The sequence below is a fragment of the Ruegeria sp. ABV3_008 genome (genome assembly GCF_056161185.1).
The window spans coordinates 57,049-79,508 of sequence record NZ_JBSWYP010000005.1 but is presented as its reverse complement, the minus strand read 5'-3'; the positions used below and the strand labels follow the sequence as shown (position 1 = coordinate 79,508).

Here is a 22,460-nt window from a genome sequence, read left to right as displayed (position 1 = left end):
TGTCTCATGCTTCGATCCTCCGAACTCGGGTCAGACGCAGCGCGCCCAAAGCCGCCAGGACGATCAGCCCAAAAATCGTTTGCGGCTCGGGAGTGGATGATCCGCTGAACGCGGTTTTGGGATAGGCCGCAGCACCGACGCCCGCCACCTGAGGCAGGACCACGGGAGTGGCTTTTGACGGTACCTCGCCTTCATTCACAACCTGTTTAGACAGAGCGACAAAAGAGGTGAACTGCGTCTGAAGATTGAACTTCAAGCCAAGATCAGTGATCTGTGCTTCAAGCTTTCTGGGGTTACCTGTCTGAACCGCCAGAGCTCGGTCCAAATCCGCAATTTTCGTGCGTGCCCAGGTCAATGGGATTGCCTTTCCTTGGCGCATATCATCGTTAGCGGCGGGCTTCTTGGGCAGGATCAGCGACAAGGGCATTTGCGCGTCTCGACCCTGAACCAAGCCATTGATCTTGATGTCCGTAGGCCCACCGCCTTCGTACCGCGCCATAACCCGGATTGAGCCACCGTCGAACAGGTCAGGGATATGTCGGGGAACGACGTCAGTTACATTCAGCCCGCCCCAATCGACGGATATATCCGTCAGTACCGGCGATTTCAGGTCTTGGGCGAGCGTTTCAGCAACATCTGACGCGCGTTGAGTTGGGTCGACATATCGGGCATAGCCACGACCCTCTTTGGCCATCCCATCCAAAAGGTAGCGATTTACAGCAGTGCCGACACCAAAGGCATAGATCCGAGCATCACCAATCTGCTGCCGGATTGTGCGCAATACATCCGCTTCGCGCCCGATATATCCATCGCTGAGAAAGACGACGATGCGCAGTGTGTTCTCAGGTTGTCGCGTCGCAAAAGCATGACGGATTGCATTGTCGATTTCGGTTCCACCACTGGCACGGAGGTCGCGCACGTAGCGCAAACCAGACCGGATGTTGCCGCTTGTGGCGGGAACGGCTTGGGACGCGAATTCGGACGCGCGGGACGAAAACCGGATCACGCGAAAATAATCTTCGGGACGCAAACCCTGTAACGCAGCCTCCATAAAGCGCTTGCTGGCATCCAGCGGCGCGCCGCCCATTGATCCCGAGGTATCGAGCACAAAAACCAGCTCTCGCGCCGTGATTTGATCCGATTGCGGAACCTTTGGGGGTTCGATCAACAGCGACACAAAACCGCCACGCTCATCATGATGAGCCAGCACTCCGGCTGCTGTTTGATCGCTGCCAAGTTCATAACGCAAAACAAGATCACGGTTGTCGATCACGCGCCCCTTCTTGAAGGTGGCACTGATTATTCCATCGGACTCTTCAAGCTGCAGATCATGGGTGGCGCTTGTCAGATTGGAAACGGGGACCGCGCCACGCAGGTTCAGGGCCAGCGAAACGCGTGCGGGTTCAATCGTATCTGGGTTCGTCAGGCCTGGAACCGGCGGGTACTCGGGTAACTGGGAAACCTCCCAGCCATCGATCTCGGCCACGGCGGAGGCGTCCAGCTCTTCTTCGTGGAAGTCCGCCAGCACGGCATTCTCGGACGTCGGTTGAAAGTCCACCGTGTCCTGATAGCGCGGCCCGACAACCAGTGGCAGCACTAACTCATAGGCATCATCGATCTTTGGAACCGCCTGCACATAGCTCAGCGTCACTGTGATCGGCTGCCCTGGCATCAAGTTAGAAACGTTCTGCGTGAACATGTTGGGACGATGTTGGGTCAAAAGGGCTGCGGCCTTACCCTCTTGCTTTGCGGTTTCAAAGGTTTGTTCGGCCTCGTGCTTTTTCTGAACCTCAGCCTCAATCACTTCGTCGCCAACCCGCATCTGCATGGCATAGACGGCAGCCTTTTGGTTCAGTGGAAACAAGTACTCCGCCGACATTGGATCATCTGATGGGTTCACGAACACCTGCTGCACCTGAACGGTTGCAATATCGCTTTGAATATCAACGGAAAGGTCCGATTTGAGCAGCGGGAGATCCAATTGACCCGCCGCACTACTACCGACCAATCGGCCCGCGACGTCGTCTTCTGGTTGGGCGTAGACAATCCCGGGGCACAGTAAGAAGAGAAAAGCAAAGTGGCGTATCATATGTCCGTTCCTTTGATGGTTTGAATGTCCAGAGCTGCAATCGTGGCAGCGTCGAGTTGGGCGCGAAGTTCGCTGTCCAGACTCCATGGGGTAATCCTTTGCACGCTGCTCCAGGTGCCGCCGGAGCCGTTCAGCCAGCGCCAAATCGCTTCACCTACGCTGGGTGTGACGTGCCCGTTTTGTGAGACGTAGCTGACTGCGACGAACCATTCGTGCCCATTTGGGCCGATCGCGCGATAGTAGGCACTCGGAACGCTGTCATAGCGTGTGCCAAGAAAGTGAACCTTGTAACCCAGACCCCGCAGGCAGATCTCCGGTGCATGCAGATGCCGCAGTGGCGCGCGCGTGCTGACCACATTCAGCCCCAGCGGACCAAACTGAGCCTTCTGCGCCTGCCCGCCATAGGCTTCGAAGTAGTGTGCCTCCATCGCAGTCAGAGGCACGCTTCGCATAAGATGCCCGTGAATTTGTGTGGGAAGGTTCGGGGTCGCCACTCTGCCCGAAACATCCATTGGATTAGCCTTGAGGGACACGATGGCAATGCTGCCGACCAGGCAACCAAACCCGCCAAGCGCTTTGATGGGTTTCGGCAGGATAATCCGGCTGGATTGTGGGCGACCTACACATGCAACCGCATTGCGGGGCCGATAGAACAGCGCAAAGGGCGCAACCGTCAGAGCAAGCGTTACCAACCCGATCAGGCTGTGCCAAGGTTCGGCCATCACATCCAGATCATGTGTAATCCCGATCGCCAGAAGTGAAATGCGCAGACTATTGCCCAAGGCGGCGCATCCGATCACGGTCAAAACGCTGAGGGCACCGACATACAGTTTAGGACGCATGATCGCGTTCTGAGTGACCACAAAAGCCAGCGACAGCAAAAGCCCTGACGCGCCCGAGCATGGCAAGTCCACCAGAATGTCTTTCTGTTCCAAAGTGATGCGCACCCCGTCGCAAACGACACCTGAAAACAAAGAGCCAAGCATGTGACAGGACAATTCCGCCGAAACCATCTGCAACGGGAAGCCAAGCGTACGCTGCAAGACCATCTCGGCTGGTAAAGAAAACAAAAACAGAGTGGCCATCCAGAATGGTGAAAGCGCGAAGGGGCGACGATGCAGCTGCAATACCGAAACCAGCGCGAAAACATCCAATGCAAGCGCGCAAGCACTGAGGATATTGACCGCCAAAACCTGTCCTAGAAATCGGATCAAAGCGGCCAGCAACAACAAGGCAATCGCAGGTATCTGAGAGCCCACTTCTTTTGGACGGCCGCTCAGAACGCTCATGCCGGCCAAACCAAAAATCAGCAGAACATAGATATATCCGTACGATCCGTAGGCCGGACTAAGCCAGCTTTGTGCAAGCCATTGCAAAGGCTGCGCTGCAAGGATTGCGGAGGCGGTTGCGAAGGTGCACCAAGCCAAGTTATCTGCGGTCAAACGTTTCATGCCGCCAGATGTGACCGGCGAATGCGCATTTCCCCTGCCCAAGATGTGCAGATTTTGATGAGACACTCTTAAGTGAGGTTTTCATTGCAATTCTAAGTCCTCAACTTGATGCGCGTATTGCCTCTGGCGATGTAATCTCTGCAATCACACTGCCGGAAGAAACTTGGTCTCAATTTCAACGGCCTGATTGTTCGGCGCGAATTTCGGGTCTTCCAAGCAGTGAAAATTTGATTGACATTCAGATCACTGCGCCGCGCCAACTGAGCAACAGAAATCCCGGGAACGATGCTCTGCGCACAGTTCATCCGCTTCTCGTCATCGCCCCACTTCTTAAGCTGGCTCCGCTTCCCCGTTCCGGCCGCTGAAGTGCCCACTTAGCTAAGTGGACACTTTGTGACATTGGCGCACGTCTGGCAGAGCTTTCAGGCCAGACGCCTGCGGGCTTGGATGGATAAACGCCCTTTGATCTGGAGAAGAGATACGCTGTCGCTGCCTCCAACTCACTAAGCAGCGTTTCTTCTTGTGGGCTGAATCTGCGGTTTGCAAGCAGGTTTGAAGGGTACGTAGAGGACGAAGTCGACGATGCACTACAGCGGATTGCCTACAAATAAGCTGAAGGGATCTTGCCCAAGGTTAGGATTCATAGCCAATAGATGACGGTTGCTGCGAGTGCGATTGCGGAGAGGAAGACTTTGGGACACCGATTATAGCGTGTCGCTACGCGCCTCCAGTCCTAGAGCCTACCAAACATGATCTCAATTCGGTTGCGCCCTTTGTATCGATGGTTGTCATCCTTCACGGTTGTCTTGCGTTGCTTTCGACCAGAGATACCGGTGGTTATTCCTTTGTCTTTCAAAGCGTCTCGGAACCAGTCTGCATCATAGCCGCGGTCCCCGAGCAGCCAGTCGACATCTGGAATACTGCTAAGTAGCGCTCGCGCACCGATGTAGTCATTGAATTGGCCAGCGGTGACAAAAAGGCTGATCGGTCGCCATTGACTTTCACGGATAGCATGCAGTTTGTTATTCATGCTGCCCTTGGTTCGGCCAATCAGGCGGCCACGCTCCCCTTTTCGCAGCCATGCTGGTCGCGGTACGATGTGCTTTCAGGTGGGTCGCGTCCACTTCCCGGTAGTCGAAACGCAGTTTCGATGCACGGGGATCATCACGGTCTTTTCCTCGCCGTGTTCGGCTGACCAGGCGACCATCATCCGAGCGAAGATACCTTCCTCACTCCAACGCTTCCACCGGCTATAGAGCGTCTTTTGCGGTTCGTACTTTTTGAAAGCGTCTTGCCTCCGCAACCCATTTCGATTGATCAAGATAATCCCACTAAATACCCTTTTGTGATCTACCTGTGGCTTGCCATGCGACCGCGGGAAGAACGTGGAAAGTTTGGCCACATGCTCGTCAGTCAGCCAGAAAAGGTCGCTTATATCACCATTCAATTTTCCGAGCCGCGAACCATGCAGCGCTTTGAAAATCGATACATCCTGACCGTAGGCGCGGACTAAGCCGAGGTTCGAGTATTTCGCTCTGACGCCGCCTTGTATTCTGGAAGTTTGGACAAGGCAGATTTCAAGGCGTCGCCCCAACCTTCCGATATCGTTCGAAAGTACTGATCGTCACTTTCAAACCTAGACCTCGTGCCAGCCTCAAGGCTGTCTTCATCGTAAAGCAGTAGATCCAGCGGCGCCCCAACAGACAAGTTTGCCTTGATCGTTGAATCGAAACTGACGAGCAAGAGTTTCACGGTCTCCGGAAAGCTCATTTCGGGATCGTAGGCACGCACCAGAATTGGGCGGCCGTATTTTGTCTCTCCGATCTGAAAGAATGGGGTGTCGTCGCCTGCCTCGATAAAGTTGCCTTCGGGGTAGATCAGGAACAATCGAGACGGCCCGCCCTTAATCTGCCCACCCAGAATGAGCGTTGCGTGAAAGGCGCTGTCAGCTTGCTGCCCAGACCGGGCATGCTCTTCGATGACATCGTTCAACGTAGCCGCGACCAATTGCGCGACCTGAAACATTGTCGGCGCTTCCAGGATCGAGGGAGAACGATCTTCCGGCGCTTTTGTGCGCTCCTCAAGCAGGCTTACTGTGGCCTGAGTGGTCGCCAGATTGCCCGCGGTCAGCAGAGTGATCGACCGCTCACCTTCCACCGTCCAGTTGAACATCTTGTTGAAGGTCGAAATATTGTCGACGCCTGCGTTCGTCCGCGTATCGGACATGAACACCAGTCCGCGGTTCAGCCGCATGCCCACAGCATAGGTCATTAAGTTCTCCGTTACTGCTGTGCGACTTGCAACTGCACTGTCAATTGCTCACCCGCTGTCCCAATTCGGTTCCCTATTACCGGCGCAGCTTGGGCATAGTCCAGACCGGTTGCGACGCGTACATAGCGATGATCAGGCGAAATTCCGTTGGAAACGTCAAATCCAACCCATCCGAGCCCGTCCAAATGCACTTCTGCCCAGGCATGGGTCGCGTCCTGCAGCTCGGTTTCGTTCATCATTAGGTAACCCGAAACATAGCGCGCAGGCATTCCGATCTTTCGAGCGCAGGCAATGAAAATATGCGCATGGTCCTGGCACACGCCGCACCCAGCTGCGAGGGCGTCTTCAGCGCTCCAACCTGGGTGTGAACTTCCCACTTCATAGGTGACCCGAGATCGAATTATTTCGGACAAGGCGTGCATCTGCTGAAGCGGTTCGCCTTCAGGCAGCGCGCCGATCACGTCGGCAACCCCTTTTCCTGGCGTTGTCTGAGGCGTGCTCCGATTAAAAAGCCACAGCGGTGTCGACCCTTCATGGCGTCCCAGGACACCATGTGTGTCTTCCACCGCCACAACGCCTTCGGATATCAAGGAAATGCTTTGGGTATTTGCTTCGAAAATGATCAATTCCACTGTGTTGCGGTGGTAGTCTTCAAAGCTCAGCTCCTTGACCCCTCCGATGACTTCAGTGCTCCAGCTCTCGATGGTTTGATTTCGAAATGACTTTGGCGTTTTCCTAAGCTGCTGCAGCCCAAAGGGGACCGGCGCGTCGAAATCATATCGTGTCTCATGGCGAATGTGCAGTTTCATGGGCTACTCATAGAACCGGTAGTCAATCTCGATCTGACGACTTAAGTTGCCGAGATCTGTCAGGAAGTCCTGAATGTATTCATGAAGCCCCAACTCAAAGATATCGGATATCTTCTGGTCCAGATATTTCTCGTACAGTGCATTTGATGCGGCGCATGACGGCCCCGCAAAGCCATAGTCTTTCTTCAGGTAGGACAGGTTTTCCTGAATCTTTCTACAACAAAAGTGAAGACTGCGAGGCATCCTCTCATCCAAGATCAAAAACTCAGCAATGTCAGACGGTCTGGTTTTCTGACCGTGGGTCATCCGATAGCCGCCACCAGCACCGACGGAACGAAGGATGCTTTCCCACTGGATGTTGTCCAGTGACGAGCCGACTGAGAACGCCGTGGGCAATAGAACGTAGTACTTCACGTCCAAGATGCGCCCCGTGTTGTCGGCCCGTTCGACAAAAGTGCCGATGCGAGTGAAATCGAAGATATCATTGCGCAGCATGGTGCCCAAAGTGGCGCCACGGACCAGTGCGGCCTGGTGACGAATAAGCTCCAACATGGCGGGCAAATCGCGCTCATTCACGCGGCGCTTCATCGCCTCGTCAATTTGCATCCAACTTGCGTTTACCGCGCTCCAAACATCGTGGGTCAGTGCGGTTCGAACAAGGCGCGCGTTGTTCCTTGCCTGTTTGATGACCGACTTGATCGAGGATGGGTTATCGGCATCGCGCAACACCCAATCCACAGAGTTGTCTTTTGAGATGTCTTCGTACTTGGCGTGGTATCCATCTAAAACGCCCGCCGTTTTCAGTACAGAGCCCCATTCTTCGGCGGAGTTCTTGGAACGGGTCAACGCCATCCTCTGACCTGTTTCAAGCAGCCTCGCCGTGTTTTCCGCTCGTTCGAGGTAACGGGACATCCAGAACAACCCGCCAGCAGTTTTTCCCAGCATGGTCAGTCCTCCAGAACCCAAGTGTCTTTAGTCCCGCCGCCCTGACTTGAGTTCACGACGAGCGACCCCTTCTTCAACGCCACGCGTGTCAAACCGCCGGGCGTGATGTTAACTCCATCTGGGGACACCAAAACAAAGGGGCGCAGATCAACGTGCCTGGGTGCCAGCCCCGAACGCGCGAAAATCGGAACCGTCGAAAGCGACAAAGTCGGCTGAGCAATATAGTTCCCGGGCCTCCTCTTCAGCTTTTCACGGAAAGCTGAAATCTCTTTCTTGCTGGCCGTAGGGCCAATCAACATACCGTAACCGCCAGACCCATGTACTTCCTTGACCACAAGCTCGGACAGGTTGTCCAGCACATATGACAAGGACTCTGGCTCGCTGCAACGCCAGGTGGGTACGTTTTGAAGCAGGGGCTTTTCGCCCGTGTAGAATTCAACGATTTCAGGCATGTAGGAGTAGATTGCCTTATCATCCGCGATACCTGTGCCCGGAGCATTCGCAATAGTGATGCCCCCCGCGCGGTAGACATCTAGGATGCCGGGAACGCCCAGCGCGCTATCAGGGTTGAAATTCAGCGGATCTAAGAAATCGTCATCGACCCGTCGATACAGAACGTCGATAGGCTTGTAGCCCCGGGTGGTACGCATGCAGACGCGGCCATCGACAACCCTCAGATCGTGTCCTTCGACCAACTCCACTGCCATCTGGTCCGCAAGAAACGCGTGTTCGTAATAGGCTGAGTTGTAGATACCGGGGGTCAAAACCGCGACCGTGGGCTCTCCCTCTGCACAGGCCGGTGCGCAGGCTGCAAGAGACCGCCTCAAATTTCGCGGGTAGTCGGAAACATTTCGAACATTTGTGGCACTGAAGAGCTCGGGGAACATCTTTAGCATCGTTTCCCGGTTCTCCAGCATATAGCTGACACCGGATGGCGTGCGCGCGTTGTCCTCAAGCACAAAGAACTCATCTGGTCCGGTTCGCACCAGGTCAACACCGACGATATGCGTATAAACCTGACCGGGCGGCGAGACGCCAAGCATTTGCGGCAGGAACGCTTCGTTCCCGGCGATCATCTCGGCCGGTACACGTCCGGCCCTAACGATTTCTTGGCGGTGGTAGATGTCGTGAAGAAAGGCATTTATTGCCCGCACCCTTTGTTCGATACCGCGTTCCAGCCGCTGCCACTCTCGCGAGGAAATGACGCGCGGCACGATATCAAACGGTATCAACCGTTCCTCTGCTTCGGCTTTGCCATAAACGTTAAAGGTAATACCCGTCAGCCTGAAGACTTCCTCAGCCTCGCGCTGCTTGGCTCTTAGCCGTGATACATCTTCCGCGTCAAACCAACGACCGATCTCTTCGTATGGACCTCTGAGCGATCCATCGCTGTTGAACATTTCATCAAAATACTCACTCATGCGAGAAGTTTGACGATCAATTCGGGGTTTTCAAGTCATTCGGTCCTTTTTGCTAAGCACTTCTGGAAGAAACGCCTATTTTTCAAGCGAGTTGGTGCATCCACCAATTTGAACAACGCCGCTGGTTTTTTTGTTCGAATTCATGCGGCTTCGTTGCACAAATCGAGGAGAAGGCTTGCTCCCCCCTTTCCTCTGACAGACTTATCCTTCGGGCTCTGCGACGAATGCGAGCCCCCTTGGGATCAAACACTTGATCGGCGAACATTTGTCTGGATTTCGATCTCGCGACTGATACCTTGCCCTCGCATCGGTTTTTAGCTGCACAACATATGTACGGATAATTTATTGGAGCGCGCCTTTGGTCATTCCTTTTCACGTTCGGGAAATGCTTCAACGCATTAAAGCGCGATTTGACGCCGATCAGATACCCCAGCAGATGGCGCCGAGCGACGTGGAGTTTTCTACACTACGCCCCTCCCGCAAGCCGACCAAAGAGATGGTCGAACGCTTTTGGGGCAAATTGAAACCCACAGCCAGCGCAGACGATCAAGCACGGATTGCAGATCAAGCGACCATCGAAGACGCCGAAATCTACGGAGCCAATATCGAGAATTTCATCGGGACGGTTAAGCTGCCTGTCGGGGTTATTGGCCCCTTGCGCTTGAACGGGATGAACGCAAACGGGGATTTTCATGTCCCACTCGCGACCACCGAGGCCGCGCTGGTTGCGTCTTACGCCCGGGGCGCTTACGCCGCCACCCGTTCAGGCGGTGTCAGCACTGCCGTTCTGTACGAAGGTGTGCTCCGTACACCAGCCTTTGTATTTGAGAGCCTGCTAAAGGCTGGGCAATTCGTGGATTGGGTGGTGACAAATGTCGACATTCTCCAATCTGCGGCCGAAGCGACAACCCGTCATGGCAAGCTTGTCTCACTGGAGCCGTTCATCGACACCAACGTCGTTTTCCTGATTTGTCGGTATACCACAGGGGATGCTGCGGGTCAGAACATGGTGACCATCGCTACCGACGCCTTGTGCCACGCCATCGCAGATAGCTGCCCTGTCGCGATTGAAGACTGGTATGTCGAAGGTAATTTCTCGGGCGACAAAAAGGCCTCGGCTTTGGGGTTGGTGACGGGGCGCGGGCGCAAGGTCAGCGCCTCGGTCACGCTTCCGGCTGAGATTGTCGAGAAGACGCTGGGAACCACGGTCGAAGCGATGCTGGACTATGGCCGTGTCGCCAATCTGGGGGCGCATTTGTCGGGCCAATTCGGCGCGCAGGCACATTATGCCAACGGGCTGGCGGCGTTCTATATCGCAACCGGACAGGACGCGGCCTGCGTTGCCGAAAGCGCAATGGGCGTCACGCGTATGGAACCTAGAGGCGACGATCTGTTCTGCTCGGTGACACTTCCCAACATCCTTGTCGGCTCGGTCGGTGGCGGAACCGGTTTGCCAAGTCAGACAGCGGCGCTGAACATACTTGGCCTCAAAGGCAACGGATATGGCACGGCTTTGGCCGAGGTGGCCGCAGCCACATGCCTGTGCGGCGAAATCTCCATTGTTGCTGCGATAGCTGCGGGCCATTTCACCCGCGCCCATGAAAGTCTGGCCCGCCACAGATGAGCATTCAGAACCGATTCTGGATTTACCAGTCCGAGCGATTCCCGCTGAAGAAAACCGTCCCTCTGCTGCTGGTGTTTTCCTCGGCCAGCATTTGTGTGTCTGCCCGTCTGGCCAACCGTCCCCTGCCCGAGTGGCCCGCCTTTGCCGCTGGCTTTGTATTGGCCATGGCGTTGTTCTTCCAGATGCGGGTCTGCGATGAGTTCAAGGACGCCGAGGATGACCGGCGGTACAGGCCGGACAGGCCGATCCCACGCGGATTGGTCTCACCAGGCGAAGTCCTGAGTCTCGGATTGCTCACCATCCCACTGGCGCTTGCTGCGGCATGGTTCTGGCACCCTCCCGTTTTGTGGCTGTTGGGTGCGGTCTGGATCTGGCTCGCAGCAATGACGGTTGAATTCGGCGTTCCGGTTTGGCTGAAGTCCCGACCGGTTTTTTACCTGCTAAGCCATATGGCCATCATGCCCTTGATTGATCTGTTGCTGACCGGCCTCGAATGGCTGCCGGCAGGCGGGGCAGCGCCCTCGCTTTGGCTGTTTCTGGCACTGTCCTTTGTGAATGGCTGCGTCCTTGAGATCGGGCGCAAACTATGGGCGCCGGAAAACGAAATCGCCGGGGTCGATACCTATTCCGGCCTTTGGGGGCCGCGTCTGGCTGGGAGTATCTGGATCGGCTGCGTTCTAGTGTCTTACGCCCTACTTGTCGGCACAGGCAGCGCCACCGGAGTCGGCTGGTCAACCGCACTGATCGGTGCGTTGGCGCTAGTGCCCTGCGGGCTCGCCGCCCTCCGCTACACTCAGACACCCACCGCAAGAGCCGAACAAAGGATGGACACCGTATCCGGCCTATGGGTGTTCCTCTGCTATGCTACGGCTGGTTTTCTACCCTTCCTGATCGGAGCCTTTGCATGAGTTTCATCATTGCCCAAACGGGTGCCACCGATGTCTCGGTTGTCGGTGGGAAAGCAGCAGCCCTTTCGCATCTGGCGCAACACCGGTTTTCCCCGCCCGCGTTCTTCGTCATCACCAACGATGCATTTCGCATGGGGCAATCAGGACCCATCGCGCAAAAGGGCCTGAAATCGGCTGTGACCGCCGCGATTGAAACACTCGGACCCGGACCTTACGCGGTGCGGAGCTCTGGCAGGTCCGAAGATGGTGTGGACCAAAGCCATGCGGGACAGTTCGAAACGGTCCTGAACGTCCCCGGAAAAGATGTGATCGCAGCGGCCAAGCAAGTCTGGCAATCCGGTTTCTCAGCCACGATTGAGACTTACCGGGCGGTCAAAACCGGCGGTGCGGCCGAAGCCCCTGCGATCGTCGTGCAATGCATGATCGATGCCAAAGCGGCCGGTGTCGCCTTTTCCGCCGATCCGGTCAGTGGTCGGCGCAATGTGGTCGTGATCTCGGCCATTGATGGGCTTGCAGAGCAGCTTGTATCAGGCGAAGCGGACGGAGAAGACTGGGTCATCGGTGCGAATGGCACACCAGAAAATACTCCGGACATGCCCGCGCATTTGACCCTGCCCGAGGCACAATCCATCGCGGCCCTCGCCCGAAGGGCCGAGGCGCTGTTCGGTTCCCCTCAGGACATTGAATGGGCTATGGATACCCAGGGGCTGCATATTCTGCAGGCCCGGCCGATCACCACGACTCTTCGCCCAGCGCCGCTTGCAGATCAGACCCTGACCATTTTCGACAATTCCAATATCGTCGAAAGCTATCCGGGGATCGTCAGCCCGCTGACTTATTCCTTTGCCCTGCATGTGTATTCTCAGGTCTATCGCGCTTTCGTCAGGCTATTGGGCGTGTCCCGGCACACGATTGCCCGGAACCCAACCGTGTTTGACAATTTGCTGGGCCGGGTGGACGGGCGCGTCTATTACAATCTGATCAACTGGTATCGCGCGCTGGCGCTGCTGCCCGGGTTTTCGCTAAACCGCGACTACATGGAAACGATGATGGGCGTTTCTGAACCGATGCCACGTGAGGTTACGGATGCTCTTGCCCCGCCCCCCACCACTGGCTGGCGCAAGCTTTTGGAGTACGCAAAACTGTCAAAAGTTGCGGGCGGTCTGATCTGGCAAGCCATCCGATTGCCACGGACTCGGCGTGATTTTTATCGCAGGTTGAACGACATCTTGCAGGCGGGGCTGGATGTGGATGCCTCGAATGCGACCGAACTGGCCGCCGAGTATCGTCGCATTGAAAGCACCCTGCTGGATCGGTGGGATGCCCCACTGATCAACGATTTCCTGTGCATGATTGCCTTTGGTGGCTCGCGCAACCTGCTGCAAAAGTGGCTGGGCGAGGATGGGTTGACCCTGCACAATGACCTCATGATCGGGCAAGGCGATATCGTTTCCGCGGAACCCGCGCAACGCATAGCCCGGATGGGAGAACTGGTCCGGCAGGCAGGTCTTGCCGAGCCGTTAAAGGCCAATGCGCATTTGTCGGTTCTATCCGGACACCCCCAGATCGAAGCCGAGATTGATGCCTATCTTGAGAAGTTCGGCGACCGGTGTACGGAGGAACTCAAACTGGAAAGCGTTCCGCTGCGCGACGACCCGACCAGCCTGCTGCTGGCGATCGCAGCGAGCGCCGAACGTCCGCCGTCCGTGCGTCAGGAAGGTGCTGAGCCAGATTGGAAGGCGCTGTTTCCGTCAAACCCTCTCAAACGGCAATTGGCCAAATGGATTTTGGGCTGGACCAAGGCGCGCGTGCGCGACCGGGAAAACCTGCGCTTTGAGCGCACGCGTATCTTCGGCTATGCCCGGCGTGTGTTTTTAGGCATCGGCCGGGAATTCGCCGCCCGCGACCTGCTGCCCTCACCCAAGGATGTATTCTTTCTGACAACTCATGAAGTTCTCGGAGCGGTTGAGGGTTACAGCCTGTCACCCGACCTGAAAGGCATCGTTGCGCGGCGCACACGCGAGGATGACGCCTCCTCCCGACGCCCCGACCCACCCGAACGTATCGAAATCCGTGGTCCCGCTATCGCACCGATCTGGTCCGAAGATGTGGAAGCCGAGGTAGACACGGCGCGCGTGAAACACGGCACGGGTTGTTCAGCAGGGCAGATCAAAGCGCGCGCGCGTGTGATCCGCGACCCGCGCGCGCAGGCCCTGAACCCCGGAGACATTCTGGTCGCCCGCCATACCGACCCGGGCTGGATCGCGGTATTCTCGAACGCCTCCGCAATCGTTGTCGAGCGGGGGTCGCTGTTGTCCCATTCGGCCATCGTCGCGCGTGAGTTGGGCATCCCTTGCGTGGTCGGCCTGAAAGGCGCCACGCACTGGATCGAAGATAGCGAGGTGATCCGTGTCGACGGGGCAAGCGGCGCAGTGGAGCGGTGCGATGGGTAGCAGCGAGATCGAAACAAAAGCGGATTTCGACCATATCCGATATGCCCAACTGTGGGAGGACGCAGATGTCCTCACCACGGCCTTGGGTGAGTGCGCAGGAAAGACGCTGGTGTCCATCTGCTCGGCCGGGGATAATGCGCTGGCGATGCTGACACTCGATCCTGCGCGCGTTGTGGTTTTGGACCTGTCAAAGGCGCAGATTGCCTGCCTCAAGCTTCGGATCGCGGCTTATCAAGTTCTGACCCATCCCGAATTCATAGAACTCACAGGCTCACGCGCAAGTACGCGACGGGGTGCACTGTTGAACCGGGTTTTGGAGTCCACCGATGCTGAGACGCGCGCCTTCTGGAAGGCGCTGGCCCCCGAGGTTGAAAAACATGGTATCGGCGGCGTCGGCAAGTTCGAGCGCTATTTTCGCATCTTTCAAACCTGGCTGTTGCCGCTCGTCCATTCTCGTAGGACCATTGACGCAGTGTTGACCCCCCGCTCGCCGACAGAGCGCCAGACCTTTTTCGACACGCGGTTCAACACGGTTCGATGGCGGCTTTTGCTGAACCTCTTCTTCTCGCGTTTCGTCATGGGACGCATGGGTCGGGACAGTGCGTTCTTCGACCATGTTGAGGGCAGCCCCGCCCAACATGTCGCCCGGCGCATCCGTCATGCGGGGGTCACCACTGATCCCTCGCAAAACCCCTATTTGCACTGGATTCTCAAAGGCAATCACGGCGACGCGCTGCCGATGGCCTGGCGGCCCGAGCACTATGAGGCAATCCGATCCCGGTTGGATCGTCTGGACATCCGCCTTGGATCGCTCGAGGCTTTTGTATCAACCGGTGAGAAAGCCAACGGTTTCAACCTGTCCGACATCTTTGAATACATGTCCCCCGAGACCTTCCCTCAGGTCTACGGCTCTATCCTGACTGCCGCTGAGCCAAACGCCCGATTGGTCTATTGGAACATGATGGCACCCCGTCGGGTTCCGACTAAATACTTAAAACGCGTCACAACCTTGACCGACATCGAAACACAGCAGAAAGCCCGCGACATGGCATTCTTCTATTCCGATTTTGTCGTCGAAGAGGTTCAACCGTGACTGTTCTTGGGCAGATTCTGCTTGCGGCGGGGTCCGTGGTCGCCTTGATCGGCGTCATGATGGTCATACGGTATCTGGCCAAAACGGCGGGGTTGAGTTCCGAAGTACAGCGCAAACTGATGCATGTCAGCACCGGTCTCTTTGCGTTGCTTTTACCCTGGCTCTTTCCCGATCGCTGGCCGGTTTACATGCTGATTGCAGCCACAATCCTGGTGATGCTGGTGCTCCGCCTGCCCCGTTTCTCTTCGGGTCTGGGTGCAACCCTGCATGGGGTAGAGCGTACGTCCTACGGTGACTTTCTGCTCGCTCTGTCGGTCGGGCTTTGCTTTCTGTTGGCAGGGGAAAACACACTCTTCTACATCTTGCCAATCGCCGTTCTTACACTGGCGGATGCCGCCGCGGCGCTGGCCGGAACTACCTATGGAACCAAACGCTACGTGGTGGAGGATGGCGACAAGAGCTTGGAAGGCTCAGTCGTGTTTTTTGTCGTAACGCTGTTGGTTGCGATCATCTGCTTCTTGTTCATGTCGAAACTCCCGCCATCCAACATCATGATGCTTTGCCTCATGGTGGCGGGTTTTGGCACGTTGGTCGAAGCGCAAAGTTGGCGCGGGTTTGACAACCTGTTCCTGCCGCTTGGCTTGTTGATTTTTCTAAACGGCCACTACCACAGCTCTTTGGCAGAACTCGCCCTGTTGGCTGCGCTGTTCTTTGCCGCCCTTGCCAGTTTCGGCGTGGTGGGAACCAAGCTGGGCCTGACCAAACATGCGACTCGCGTGTATGTTGTTGCGGTTTTTTTGCTGCTGGCCGCCGCAAAACTGCAGAATACGGCACTGCCGATCATGGTTCTTGCTGCGCACGGATGGGCGCGCACCGCTTCTCCTTGTGACAGCAAGTACCCCGATCTGGATATCATCGCCGCCTTGGGTCTTTTGGGGTTTGGTTGGCTTGCGATGGGTCATGCAACAGGATGGGATGCGATTTCCTTTTTTGGGCTAAGTGCAATGGGGCTGGCCATGGGGCATATTGCGTTGGCGCTGCGTTCCAGCCCAATCGCGATACCGCTTGCTGCAGCTGTTTTGTTCGCCGTACGGGCTTGGGTTGTTTCCCAGAATTCCGAACAATCAAACTGGGCCGAGCCTCTGACGGCTTTGGCCCTGTTTTCACTCCTTTGCACAGCCGCAGTGCCGTTGGCCCGACCACAATGGTTCGAAAAAGACAGAGTGTTTAGGCTGACGCTGTTGGCCCTCGCCCTGCCCTTGTTTTCCTACCTTTGGATCCTTGCCGGATCACTTGGTGCAGGGGTCTTTGCCGGAGTTGGTGCATGACCAAAGAGACCATCAAAACAGCGGATGCAAAACTGACTGTCTATCTGAACGGCCCGAATTGGGACGGCGCGCCGACCGCAACTTTCGGTGATTTTTCCTGCAAAACACCTGAGGCCGGTGCGGAGATTCTGCGCGAGGGGATAGAGCGGGTGCAAGATGCGGGCCTCAATCGCATTATTGGGCCTATGTCGGGCGATACGTGGCACAGCTACCGGTTTGTCTCGGACAGCGACGGGTCTGTTCCGTTCCTGATGGAGCCCAGCAACAAACCGCATGAGCCCGAGGCGTTCCGGTCAGCGGGGTTTGCAGAGATCAGTCGGTATTTCTCGGCCCGAGTACCGCTGCAGGCCGCTGCTGCGACCGCTCCGCCGGATAGCGGCAGCTTCATGGTGGAGGCCTGGGACGGAACGGACCCCGAGGTCCTCTTTCGTCAGGTCTTTGAACTCTCAACCCGGGCGTTCTCAAACAACGCGTTCTACAAGCCGATATCCGAGGCCGATTTTCTGGCCATGTATTTGCCGGTTGTGCCGATGATGAAGCGCGACCTGATCCTGTTTGCGCGCCGCAACGACGGAACCCTGGCCGGGTTTTTGTTCGGCATTCCCAACTATGCCGAAGGCCCCAATCCGAAATCCGCCATCCTTAAGACCTACGCCAGTCTCGAACCGGGAGCTGGGCGGCATTTGTCCCACAGGTTTCACAAGACGGCATTCAGCTTGGGATACGACACGGCAATTCATGCGCTGATCCATGATGACAACACCTCGGCTGACCGCAGCGCCGCCGAAGGCGCAACGATCTTCCGGCGCTATACCCTGCTTGGGCGCAAGCTGAATGGCTGACCTGTTGTCCCATTTCGCCGCTGCGGTTGAGCGCGTTCCGAACCAGACCGCCATCGTGGACGGCAAAGGGCGCCAGATCAGTTTTCAGGCCCTACACAAACGCGTTCAGCAATTGGCGGGTCGGTGGCAGTGCAATGACATCCAACCGGGGGATCGTGTGCTGTTGGCAATGCCGGTCAACGCTGACCTCTATACCAGCCTGGCCGCCCTGTGGTCCCTTGGCGCTACCGTAGTCTTGCCGGAGCCAGCCATGGGACTGGCCGGTCTGCGCCATGCCATTCGGGCAACAAACCCAAAAGCGTTCTGTTCGGCGGGCCCGTATTCCTTGCTAAAGTTTCTGGTTCCCAGCCTTTGGACCCTTCCTTTGCTCACGTCCCGAGAAGGCCACATCACCCCGACAGTGCACAAGGTGCAACCGGATGATATCGCCCTGATCTCCTTCACCTCCGGCACGACTGGTAAGCCCAAAGCCATTCCACGCTCGCACGCGTTTTTGATGGCACAGCACGCTGCCATCGCACCCCTCCTCAACAGCGACAAGGCCGAGCGTGATCTGGTCGCCTTTCCGGTGTTCACCCTGATCAATCTGGCGGCCGGGCGCACAAGTGTTTTACCAAACTGGAAGCTCAGCAAGCTGGACCGCCTGTCGCCCACGCAGTTGGAACGGTGGATTCACGCGCAGAACGTCACCCGCGCCCTGATACCGCCATCACTGTGCGAAAAGCTGGTTCGATCCGAGGACACCGGGCTGATGCACACGGTGTTCACCGGCGGCGGTCCAGTGTTTCCAAAGCTGGTAGAGGCTTTGAGATCCCGGCACAGTCTGTCGGTTGTGTGCGTCTACGGTTCGACCGAAGCTGAACCAATCGCGGTTCTCGATGCCCTCGACATCTCGGATGAGGATTACCGCGACATGGCTTCTGGAAGGGGGCTACTCGTGGGCTACCCGGTCCCTGACATCACGCTCCGCATTCGCGACAACGAGATTCAGGTCGCCGGCGCACATGTGAATGAAGGGTATTTGGACCCGCGTCACTCACAACAAAACAAAATCAAGGAAGGTGACATTGTTTGGCACCGGACTGGTGACGCGGGCACGCTCGATGATGACGGACGTTTGTGGCTTTGGGGGCGTATCGGATCCGAAATTGAAGTCGCTTCAGGTACACTTTTCCCCTTTGCGATCGAAGTCGCGGCCCAGCAATGGCCGGGCGTGGATCGATGCGCTTTTGTCACAACGAAAGTAGGCCCCACACTCTGCGTCCAAGGAACACAAAAGTACCTCGAGGATTGGAAGCGTTCTGCGCTTGGGTTTGGCATTCCCAATGTGGTTTCGATTGAGAGCATCCCTATGGACAAGCGCCATGCCTCCAAAGTCGATCGCGCGAAACTGGAAAGCAGCCAATTAATTTAGGTATTATACGGCTCAACAATCCTTGCGTTTTTCACCCTTCAACCCTTCCTGCGAATGGTTGAAATACCCATCAACCACATACAAAACAAACAGGCGACAAGCCGTCCGATGGGCAAAGAGCTACCATCGAACAAGCGCGAATTGAAACGTCCACAAACATTTGCCAAACCTTGCAAATGAGCTGAACAAGCTAACTTGAGGCAGGTTGGTGTTGGCGACCGGTCTGTCCTAGCAGTCCGAGCTTCTGTTGGGAAAAGTACACAAATTCCGCCAACCGAATAGCTTTTTGTTCTACAAGGTCGCCAAGGTTAATATGCGCCTCGAATTGCAGGTTTCACGACCATTGGGTGTTTGTTGGCGCCATACCGAACCGTGAAGATCGCTTAGACCGGTGATATTTGAAGCTATCTCTGGTTGAGTGGTCAACCGACCTGTGTCTCCAACACACTTTCACTTACTTCTGTCTTGCATCAGACGTTCACCCTGCTTGCAGAGAACGGCCGCCGTCAGCGCAAGACGGCGATTGCTGGGATAGCCAAGTGCGGCAGCTTTGCGCAATAGAAGATTTTGCAAAATCCAATTACGGGCCGATGGCAGACCTTGGCCTTATTTCACACAATAACGGCTTTGAAGCATGACAATTCGTCTAAAGAATTAGACTCAATCCTCATTCTGCCACAAGCGCGACAATTCCTTCTCTAGGCTGGGGAGGTTGGTTCTTTGCCTCAAGCGGCTTGTCGAGCTTGCCACGATACACCAATGCGAAAACGGGCGGCGTAAAATAGAATGATACGACGGTCGACAACAGCACCCCTCCGGCGATGGCCACGGCGAATGGCGGCCAAAATGCTCCACCGCCTATGATTAGGGGAAGGAACCCACCAAAGGTCGTGACCGTTGTCGAGATGATATGCCGACTTGAACCGGTCACAACACGCGCCATAGCTGCTCGGTCGCCTTGGCTTGCGTCAACGTCTTGTTGCAACCCAGTCAGAATTATGATCGCCGCGTTGATCGAAACCCCGATTGAGCCGATGACCCCGATTATCGCCGTTATTCCGAACGGGAATTGCATAACGGCCAGCGACAGCATGGAAAGTCCTGCAGACAACACGCACACGACCAAGGTCACGAGGGTTAGTCGGAACGAATTGAAGGTTAGTACAATGGTCGCGATGGAGAGTGTGACAATCAAACCAACAGAGGCAAGCAGATTGCCTACAGTATTGGATCGGGCATCACTGTCACCACCCAAGGACATAGAATAGCCTTGTGGTAACACAAATCCGGACGCATCAAGCGCCTCTAGTACGTCCTGCAACGCCTCTTCGGGTAAAACACCGGGGACGATAAACGCTTGGATAGTGTTTTCGCGCACGCCATCCGTTCGGGTTATAACGCTCTCCGCTGGTTCGATCACCGGTGTGGCCAGTTCAGACAGCGGAACAGCAGGGAAAACACTAGTGGCGGATATGGCGGCGGCATTGGGCAGCAGGATGGGCATACTGACAATGGCGCTTAGGTCTGATCGCACCTCGTCACCAAGACGAACTCGCACCGGCAACTGTTCAGTCCCTTCGATCAGTGATCCTCCGGTGACGCCAACAAGTGCCGTGTCCAACTGACCGGCTATGTCGGCCACGTCCAATCCCAGCAGACGGGCTTTGACCTCATCAATCTCGAACCGGATTTGAGGATTGCCGCCGTTCACGCTGGCGCGCGCCTGCGTCACCAGGTCGAGATTGGCCATAACTGAACGCACCTCGTCGCCAAGATCGCGCAAAACCGTGATGTCCTGCCCCTGAATTTTTACTTCAACTGGTGCGTCGACCGGAGGGCCCTGCACGAGACTACGAATGATGATCTGCGCGTCAGGAAAGTCGGTATCCAAACGACCCTGCAGGGCTCCGACAAGGCGGGCTGCGTCGTCGGCAGTGTCGGTCGTGATCATGGCCTGTGCAAACCCGGGCTCGCGTGAACGGTTGCCAACGATGTTGTAGTAGAATGCCGGGCCGGATTCTCCGACCGTCCAGTAGACACTTTTGACGCCGTCATCAGTCAGCAGCATCTCATCGATCTGGCGGGCGGTTGCTTCGGTGGTGGCAATTGATGTTCCCCCCGGCATGTCGACCTCGATATAGAATTGGTTTCGGTCGACGCCCGGGAAGAATTGCGCGGTCAGCGTTGGAAAGGCCGCAAAGCCAAGCACGGGCAAGACCAGTGCCAACGCGATGGATCGCACCGGATTAGTGACTGACAATCGAATTGAGGCCTCGAACATTCGGGCAAGCGGCGGGATGCTGATACCGCGGCTCAGCATTCCTGCGTCGGGGCGGTCGGACAGTACCCAGCCTGCAATCGCGGGGGTCACCGTCAAAGCGACAACTAGTGACCAGACAAGCATAAGCACCACGGCGATAGCGATAGCACCAACAAAGTCGCCGGCGGGGCCAGGCAGCAAGATCATCGGCGTGAAGGCGAGCGCCGTTGTTACAGTCGACGCCAGCAGAGGCGCAGCCAACCGGCGAACAGCATCTCGCACGGCTGAAAGTCTCTCCATCCCATCCTGCAAACGACGACGAATTTCATCCGTCATCACGATGGCTGCGTCAACGAGCAGACCGAGGGCAACAATCAGGCCCGTCACGGACATCTGGTGAATTGGCAATCCAATCATGTTCATCGTCGCAAGAGTTGCCAATGAGACAACCGGCAATACCAAGGCCACAATCGCAGCTGCACGAACGCCCAACGTAACAAACAAGACTGCCACGACCAGAGCCACACCAATGGCCATGTTGATCCCAACCTCTGACAAACGATCCGTCGTGTACTGGCTTTGATCAAACAGCAGTATTTCCTGCATGCCCAAAGGTACCGCTGCGGCGCCGGCCTCAAGCTCATCCCGTAGAAAGCCTGTCCAGCGGTCGATCTGCACGCCGTCCTGCGCCAGAATCCCCACCAAAACGGAAGGCTTTCCGTTGGCAAACGCGATTGAGAACTGCGGTTCGCGTGCGCCCCGGTCTACGCTGGCGATATCTCCGAGCTGCACCACGGCACCGTCTGCGTTTTCACGCAGGACGATGCTCCGAATGCGATCCAAACTCTCAATTTCTCCGCTGACGCTAATGGTCAGGTCGACATCGGATTGCAGCCGCCCAGACTGGACCTTCCCATCTGCTTCGGCGATCCGCTGGGAGATCTCGGCAGCGCCAAGGCCAAGCGCTGCGGCCTTGTCCATACCGACACTTACCAGCACCTCTTCTTCCGGCTGACCGAAATAGTCGACGGCCCGTGTCGCAGGTATCGCGCGCAATCTGTCACCCAAGGCTTCGGCATGACGAGACAGCAAAGTGAGCGGGACGTCGGGGTCCTCGGCCGCGACTGCAATGACAGCGGAATAGGCAGCAATACCCTCGGCATCAAACTCCGGTGGCAACACTCCTGCCGGAAAGTTCTGGCGTGCATCTTCGACGGCGTCCCGAGCCTCGGCCCAAACCTGCTCAATGGTGGCTTCGTCTAGCGTTTCCAGCAATTCTACCGAAACGACAGATACGCCCGAACGGGATACGGAACTGATCTCATCCACCTCGGCGATTTTCCGCAGCTCTTCTTCGATTTCTGCGGTCACTAGTGCTTCAACCCGTTCTGGATCTGCACCCGGGAACTGTGTCGTTACAGTCGCGAAGAGGTTGGTGATCGTGGGGTCTTCCTGTCGCCCAAGCGATAGGAACGAAGACAGCCCTGCAGACACAAGCACCAAAATGATCAGGGCAACCAGCCGGGGATGGCGAAAGGTAAGGGTTTCCATC

The 22,460-nt window shown here is 56.5% G+C and carries 15 protein-coding genes and 1 pseudogene; 8 read left to right on the top strand and 8 right to left on the bottom strand.

Going from position 1 to position 22,460, the window contains the following annotated elements; all coding sequences use genetic code 11:
• Nucleotides 1-4 precede the first annotated feature (4 nt).
• A complete protein-coding gene (locus ACXAH8_RS10635) occupies nucleotides 5-1,981 on the bottom strand; it encodes a VIT and vWA domain-containing protein (RefSeq protein WP_475218209.1) in 1,977 nt (658 codons plus the stop codon).
• 104 nt (nucleotides 1,982-2,085) lie between these two features.
• Nucleotides 2,086-3,540 (bottom strand): exosortase T, encoded by a 1,455-nt coding sequence (xrtT, locus tag ACXAH8_RS10630; protein WP_475218207.1) that lies wholly within the window; start codon nucleotides 3,538-3,540, stop codon nucleotides 2,086-2,088.
• A 467-nt stretch (nucleotides 3,541-4,007) separates the two neighbouring features.
• Between xrtT and ACXAH8_RS10625 the strand changes: the two genes are divergently transcribed.
• Entirely contained in the window at nucleotides 4,008-4,151 is a 144-nt protein-coding gene (locus ACXAH8_RS10625) for a DivIVA domain-containing protein (RefSeq protein ID WP_475218540.1), read from the top strand.
• A 29-nt stretch (nucleotides 4,152-4,180) separates the two neighbouring features.
• On the opposite strand, the pseudogene ACXAH8_RS10620 reads toward ACXAH8_RS10625, so the two are convergent.
• The 5 genes and pseudogenes from ACXAH8_RS10620 to ACXAH8_RS10600 all read right to left on the bottom strand — a co-directional run bounded on the left by ACXAH8_RS10620 (nucleotide 4,181) and on the right by ACXAH8_RS10600 (nucleotide 8,986).
• Nucleotides 4,181-4,975 (bottom strand): annotated as a pseudogene (locus tag ACXAH8_RS10620) (IS5 family transposase).
• Between the two features lie 74 nt (nucleotides 4,976-5,049).
• The gene (locus tag ACXAH8_RS10615; RefSeq protein WP_475218204.1) at nucleotides 5,050-5,811 is read right to left on the bottom strand and encodes a proteasome-type protease; all 762 of its coding nucleotides are present in this window, start codon (nucleotides 5,809-5,811) and stop codon (nucleotides 5,050-5,052) included.
• Nucleotides 5,812-5,822: 11 nt separating this feature from the next.
• Nucleotides 5,823-6,620 carry a transglutaminase family protein gene (locus ACXAH8_RS10610; RefSeq protein WP_475218202.1) on the bottom strand — a complete coding sequence of 266 codons (798 nt, stop codon included), beginning with the start codon at nucleotides 6,618-6,620 and terminating at the stop codon, nucleotides 5,823-5,825.
• Between the two features lie 3 nt (nucleotides 6,621-6,623).
• Nucleotides 6,624-7,565, bottom strand: coding sequence for an alpha-E domain-containing protein (locus ACXAH8_RS10605; RefSeq protein WP_475218200.1), 942 nt, complete (start codon nucleotides 7,563-7,565; stop codon nucleotides 6,624-6,626).
• Nucleotides 7,566-7,567: 2 nt separating this feature from the next.
• The gene (locus tag ACXAH8_RS10600) at nucleotides 7,568-8,986 is read right to left on the bottom strand and encodes a circularly permuted type 2 ATP-grasp protein (protein WP_475218198.1); all 1,419 of its coding nucleotides are present in this window, start codon (nucleotides 8,984-8,986) and stop codon (nucleotides 7,568-7,570) included.
• A 496-nt stretch (nucleotides 8,987-9,482) separates the two neighbouring features.
• Between ACXAH8_RS10600 and ACXAH8_RS10595 the strand changes: the two genes are divergently transcribed.
• The 7 genes from ACXAH8_RS10595 to ACXAH8_RS10565 are packed head-to-tail and all read left to right on the top strand — an operon-like array spanning nucleotide 9,483 to nucleotide 18,648.
• The gene (locus tag ACXAH8_RS10595) at nucleotides 9,483-10,610 is read left to right on the top strand and encodes a hydroxymethylglutaryl-CoA reductase (protein WP_475218196.1); all 1,128 of its coding nucleotides are present in this window, start codon (nucleotides 9,483-9,485) and stop codon (nucleotides 10,608-10,610) included.
• On the top strand, nucleotides 10,607-11,518 hold the full coding sequence (locus tag ACXAH8_RS10590) for a UbiA family prenyltransferase (RefSeq protein ID WP_475218194.1): 912 nt from the start codon (nucleotides 10,607-10,609) through the stop codon (nucleotides 11,516-11,518). The genes ACXAH8_RS10595 and ACXAH8_RS10590 overlap by 4 nt, the downstream gene beginning before the upstream one ends.
• On the top strand, nucleotides 11,515-13,971 hold the full coding sequence (locus ACXAH8_RS10585; protein WP_475218192.1) for a PEP/pyruvate-binding domain-containing protein: 2,457 nt from the start codon (nucleotides 11,515-11,517) through the stop codon (nucleotides 13,969-13,971). The genes ACXAH8_RS10590 and ACXAH8_RS10585 overlap by 4 nt, the downstream gene beginning before the upstream one ends.
• On the top strand, nucleotides 13,964-15,064 hold the full coding sequence (locus ACXAH8_RS10580; RefSeq protein ID WP_475218190.1) for a BtaA family protein: 1,101 nt from the start codon (nucleotides 13,964-13,966) through the stop codon (nucleotides 15,062-15,064). The genes ACXAH8_RS10585 and ACXAH8_RS10580 overlap by 8 nt, the downstream gene beginning before the upstream one ends.
• Nucleotides 15,061-16,392 carry a hypothetical protein gene (locus ACXAH8_RS10575; protein ID WP_475218188.1) on the top strand — a complete coding sequence of 444 codons (1,332 nt, stop codon included), beginning with the start codon at nucleotides 15,061-15,063 and terminating at the stop codon, nucleotides 16,390-16,392. Before ACXAH8_RS10580 ends, ACXAH8_RS10575 begins: the two co-directional genes overlap by 4 nt.
• On the top strand, nucleotides 16,389-17,234 hold the full coding sequence (locus tag ACXAH8_RS10570) for a hypothetical protein (protein ID WP_475218186.1): 846 nt from the start codon (nucleotides 16,389-16,391) through the stop codon (nucleotides 17,232-17,234). The genes ACXAH8_RS10575 and ACXAH8_RS10570 overlap by 4 nt, the downstream gene beginning before the upstream one ends.
• Nucleotides 17,227-18,648: an AMP-binding protein gene (locus ACXAH8_RS10565; RefSeq protein ID WP_475218184.1), complete on the top strand. Its 1,422-nt coding sequence runs from the start codon at nucleotides 17,227-17,229 to the stop codon at nucleotides 18,646-18,648. Before ACXAH8_RS10570 ends, ACXAH8_RS10565 begins: the two co-directional genes overlap by 8 nt.
• 667 nt (nucleotides 18,649-19,315) lie before the next feature.
• Here the strand turns inward: ACXAH8_RS10565 and ACXAH8_RS10560 are convergent.
• Nucleotides 19,316-22,459, bottom strand: coding sequence for an efflux RND transporter permease subunit (locus ACXAH8_RS10560; RefSeq protein ID WP_475218182.1), 3,144 nt, complete (start codon nucleotides 22,457-22,459; stop codon nucleotides 19,316-19,318).
• Between the last annotated feature and the right edge of the window lies 1 nt (nucleotide 22,460).

Coding starts and splice junctions, on each gene's coding strand:
- xrtT (WP_475218207.1), bottom strand. CDS start 3,540: ATGAAACGTTTGACCGCAGATAACTTGGCTTGGTGCACCTTCGCAACC.
- ACXAH8_RS10615 (WP_475218204.1), bottom strand. CDS start 5,811: ATGACCTATGCTGTGGGCATGCGGCTGAACCGCGGACTGGTGTTCATG.
- ACXAH8_RS10610 (WP_475218202.1), bottom strand. CDS start 6,620: ATGAAACTGCACATTCGCCATGAGACACGATATGATTTCGACGCGCCG.
- ACXAH8_RS10605 (WP_475218200.1), bottom strand. CDS start 7,565: ATGCTGGGAAAAACTGCTGGCGGGTTGTTCTGGATGTCCCGTTACCTC.
- ACXAH8_RS10600 (WP_475218198.1), bottom strand. CDS start 8,986: ATGAGTGAGTATTTTGATGAAATGTTCAACAGCGATGGATCGCTCAGA.
- ACXAH8_RS10595 (WP_475218196.1), top strand. CDS start 9,483: ATGGTCGAACGCTTTTGGGGCAAATTGAAACCCACAGCCAGCGCAGAC.
- ACXAH8_RS10590 (WP_475218194.1), top strand. CDS start 10,607: ATGAGCATTCAGAACCGATTCTGGATTTACCAGTCCGAGCGATTCCCG.
- ACXAH8_RS10585 (WP_475218192.1), top strand. CDS start 11,515: ATGAGTTTCATCATTGCCCAAACGGGTGCCACCGATGTCTCGGTTGTC.
- ACXAH8_RS10580 (WP_475218190.1), top strand. CDS start 13,964: ATGGGTAGCAGCGAGATCGAAACAAAAGCGGATTTCGACCATATCCGA.
- ACXAH8_RS10570 (WP_475218186.1), top strand. CDS start 16,389: ATGACCAAAGAGACCATCAAAACAGCGGATGCAAAACTGACTGTCTAT.
- ACXAH8_RS10565 (WP_475218184.1), top strand. CDS start 17,227: ATGGCTGACCTGTTGTCCCATTTCGCCGCTGCGGTTGAGCGCGTTCCG.
- ACXAH8_RS10560 (WP_475218182.1), bottom strand. CDS start 22,459: ATGGAAACCCTTACCTTTCGCCATCCCCGGCTGGTTGCCCTGATCATT.